Consider the following 3,758-nt stretch of genomic DNA (forward strand, 5'->3'; position numbering starts at 1 on the left):
AGCATTGATATAGTGGATATAAGATTAGAAGCCATTGAGAATAACAATATAGATAATGAAAAAATTAATGAAACTAAACCAAAGGAATTTAAAAGTTTAATAAAGGTTGAAAATGAATACATAAATGAAGTCATAGCTTATTGCAATGGAAATCTAAGTGAAGCTTCTAAAGTATTAAAAATAAATAGAACAACATTATGGAGAAAAAGAAACAATGATGCTTAATGCAACATTGTTTCTTTTTGCAACAGGACTTTTGATGCATTATAAAACGTTTACGGAGCGAATCCTTCTAAATGCTATAAGAAGGATTTGGCATGGCAATTGCTTATTAAGTAATTAAGAATTTATTTAGGAGGGCTAGGTATGTTAAAATTTGCAGTCATTGCTAATGAAAATGATAATGTAGCTACAGCGGTAAAAGATTTAAGTAGTAAAGAAAAAATACTTATCGATATATTTGGTAAAGGCATTGAGGTAATACTTAATTCAGATGTCCCTTTTGGACATAAGTTTGCTATAAGAGATATAGATAAAGGTCAACAAATAATAAAGTATAAGGAGTCTATAGGGCTAGCTACTCAGCACATAAAAGTTGGGGATTATGTGCATGTGCATAATGTTATAAGTGAAAGAGGCCGTGGAGACTTGGAGGTAGCAAAATAATGAAGTTATATGGATATAGAAGAGAAAATGGGAAAGTTGGAATAAGAAATCATATATTAATACTTCCTGCATCTGTTTGTGCCAGCGAGGTTGCAGCAAGAATTGCAAGCCATGTTAATGGAGCCATATCATTACCAAATCAACATGGATGCTGTGAGCTTGGTGCTGATTTAGATCTCACAATTTCAACATTAGAGGCATTGGGGAAAAACCCTAATGTAGCAGCAGTATTAGTAGTTGGTCTGGGGTGTGAGGGTGTACCAACAAAAGAAGTTGCAGAAAATATAAAAGCCACAGGTAAGAGAGTTGAATATTTAATTATACAAGAATGTGGTGGAACTATAAAGACTGAAGCGCAAGGAATTAGGATTGCAGCTGAAATGGCTAGAGAGTTATCTAAGGTAAATAAAGAAGAAATAGATATATCTGAAATAACTTTAGCAATAGAATGTGGTGGGTCGGATACTACATCAGGTCTTGCTGCAAATCCTGCCGTGGGATATGCATCGGATAAATTAGTTTCATTAAATGGAACATCTATATTTTCAGAAACTACAGAATTTATTGGGGCTGAGCATATATTAGCAAAACGAGCAGTGACTAAAGAAATAGGACAAGATATAATAAATATTGTTGAAAACTGTGAGAAAAAAGCTAAATCAATGGGTGTGGATATGAGAGGTGGACAGCCTACTCCAGGTAATATCCAAGGAGGGTTAACCACTATAGAAGAAAAATCACTGGGATGTATTTATAAAGGTGGGACTGCTCCTATAAATGGAGTTTTAGATTATGCCGAAATACCAAAATCCAAAGGATTATATATAATGGATACACCTGGACAGGACATTGAGTCAATGACTGGTATGGTAGCAGGGGGAGCTCAACTAGTTGTATTTACCACAGGAAGAGGAACCCCAACAGGAAATCCACTGGCGCCAGTAATAAAAGTATGTGGAAATCCACAAGTGTTTAAGAATATGGAAGATAACATGGATATAAATGCCGGAACTATAATTGAAGGATTAAATACAGTGCAAGAGGTAGGAGAAGAGATTTTCAATGAAATGGTGGAAGTAATCAACGGTAAACAGACGAAGGCAGAGTCACTCAATCATAGAGAATTTGGTATATTAAGACTAATGTCATCATTCTAAGGTGGAAATTACTGCTAATTTAATAGCAGATAATTCAAATATAAAACTATTAAAATATATTAATTAGGGGGAGTAGTAATATGCAAATTAAAAGAACTATTGATAAAATACCAGGGGGGTTAATGGTAATACCTTTATTATTAGGTGCTACTATAAATACTTTTTTTCCAAATGTGTTAATGATAGGTGGATTCACTACTGCAATGTTTAAGACAGGAGCACTATCAATTTTAGGTGTGTTTTTATTTTGTATGGGGTCTCAAATGAGTCCAAAGGTAGCACCAAAATCTCTTAAGAAAGGTCTCATTCTTACAATAACTAAATATGCAATTGGCGTAATAATAGGGCTTGGTGTAGGAAAAATATTTGGACCAGCGGGACTTTTAGGATTAACACCTTTGGCTATTATAGCAGCCATGACTAATTCTAACGGTGGACTTTATGTAGCACTGGCAGGGGAATATGGAGATGAGACAGATGTAGGGGCTGTATCAGTTCTTTCATTAAATGATGGACCGTTTTTCACAATGGTGGCGCTGGGTGCATCTGGCCTTGCAACAATTCCAATTATGGCATTTGTAGCTGTTATAGTTCCTATTGGCCTGGGCATGATTCTTGGAAATGCGGATGAGGAAATGCGTAAGTTCTTAGCTGGTGGAGAAAAATTACTTATTCCGTTCTTTGCTTTTCCTTTAGGAGCCGGAATGAATCTAGCCAATATTTTCAAAGCAGGGGGATCAGGTATATTGCTTGGAGTTTTAGTTGCGACATTAACAGGTTTTGGTGGATATTATGCATTAAAGTTATTTGGAGAGAAAAATTGCATAGCAGGGCTTGCAGAGGGATCTACAGCAGGTAACTCAGTAGGAACACCAGCCGCAATAGCAGCGGTGACCACAGGATTTGCACCACTGGTAGTAGCAACTGCTACAGCTCAGGTAGCGGCAGCTTGTATTGTATCTGCATTTTTATGTCCAGCAATAGTGGTTTATATGTCTAAACGTTTAAAGAAAAAGCAAGCAATTGAATTACAGCAGAGTAAGGTTTCTGTGAGTTAACTTTAAAAGAGGTGCAAGACATGGATAAATTTTTAATTATAGCAGATGATTTTACAGGAGCAAACGATACAGGAGTACAATTAAGAAAAAGAGGAATAAAGACTGATGTAATGTTTGAATTTACAAATATAGAAGATAAAGAAAAATCCTATGTAATTGATACCGAATCTAGAGGGCAAAGTCAGGAAGAAGCTTATAAAAATGTAGAATTAAAAATTAAAAATGCTTTTAAAAATGATTTTAATTATGTTTTTAAAAAGGTGGATTCTACGCTAAGGGGAAATATTGCTTCTGAAATCAAGGCAGTAGATAAATATTATAATGCTGACTTTATAATATTTGCACCTGCATACCCAGATAGTAGAAGAACAACTATAGATGGGATCCAAAAGATAAATGGGAGTCCAATTACTGAAACTGAAATAGCTAAGGATCCTATTAAACCAGTAGAAATAGATAATATAAATTTGTTGCTTAAAGAAGAATTTGATGAAGAAGTTACTCATGTGTATTTGAAGGAAATAAGAGAAAACAAGATGGATTTATCTAAGGGGAGAATATTTACCTTTGATTCAGAGACAAATGAAGATTTAATAGCAATAGTTAGGGAAATTATAGCTCACAGTAAAAAAGTACTGTGGGTGGGGTCAGCGGGCCTTGCTGATAGCATACTAAAAGTTAAGATGCCCACGAAACCCTCTATAGCAGTAATTGGAAGCATAAGCGAAGTTTCGAGAAAGCAACTTCATTATGCCAAGTCCAAAGGCATCAATATAATAAATGTTGATATTGAAAGTGTTTTAAAAAGCAAGGACACAGTGAAAATAGTAGAAGATGCACTAGAGAAAATAAATAAAGGGCTGGATGTTATCATTGC

5 protein-coding genes are annotated in these 3,758 nt (G+C 34.9%); all 5 read left to right on the top strand.

All coding sequences use genetic code 11. The features are described 5' to 3' along the window. A partial coding sequence (locus JJE11_RS16325) for a helix-turn-helix domain-containing protein (RefSeq protein WP_291637526.1) occupies positions 1 to 225 on the top strand: 225 nt, incomplete at its 5' end. Between the two features lie 141 nt (positions 226 to 366). Further along, a complete protein-coding gene (locus tag JJE11_RS16330) occupies positions 367 to 666 on the top strand; it encodes a UxaA family hydrolase (protein ID WP_291637529.1) in 300 nt (99 codons plus the stop codon). Further along, a complete protein-coding gene (locus JJE11_RS16335; protein ID WP_291637531.1) occupies positions 666 to 1,823 on the top strand; it encodes a UxaA family hydrolase in 1,158 nt (385 codons plus the stop codon). The genes JJE11_RS16330 and JJE11_RS16335 overlap by 1 nt, the downstream gene beginning before the upstream one ends. Before the next feature lie 80 nt (positions 1,824 to 1,903). Beyond that, the gene (locus JJE11_RS16340) at positions 1,904 to 2,881 is read left to right on the top strand and encodes a 2-keto-3-deoxygluconate permease (protein WP_291637533.1); all 978 of its coding nucleotides are present in this window, start codon (positions 1,904 to 1,906) and stop codon (positions 2,879 to 2,881) included. A gap of 20 nt (positions 2,882 to 2,901) precedes the next feature. Beyond that, the coding region (locus JJE11_RS16345; RefSeq protein ID WP_291637536.1) for a four-carbon acid sugar kinase family protein at positions 2,902 to 3,758 on the top strand (857 nt) is incomplete at its 3' end.

The organism is Clostridium sp. (genome assembly GCF_016650095.1).
GTDB lineage: Bacteria > Bacillota > Clostridia > Clostridiales > Clostridiaceae > Clostridium_AD.

Coding starts and splice junctions, on each gene's coding strand:
- JJE11_RS16335 (WP_291637531.1), top strand. CDS start 666: ATGAAGTTATATGGATATAGAAGAGAAAATGGGAAAGTTGGAATAAGA.
- JJE11_RS16330 (WP_291637529.1), top strand. CDS start 367: ATGTTAAAATTTGCAGTCATTGCTAATGAAAATGATAATGTAGCTACA.
- JJE11_RS16340 (WP_291637533.1), top strand. CDS start 1,904: ATGCAAATTAAAAGAACTATTGATAAAATACCAGGGGGGTTAATGGTA.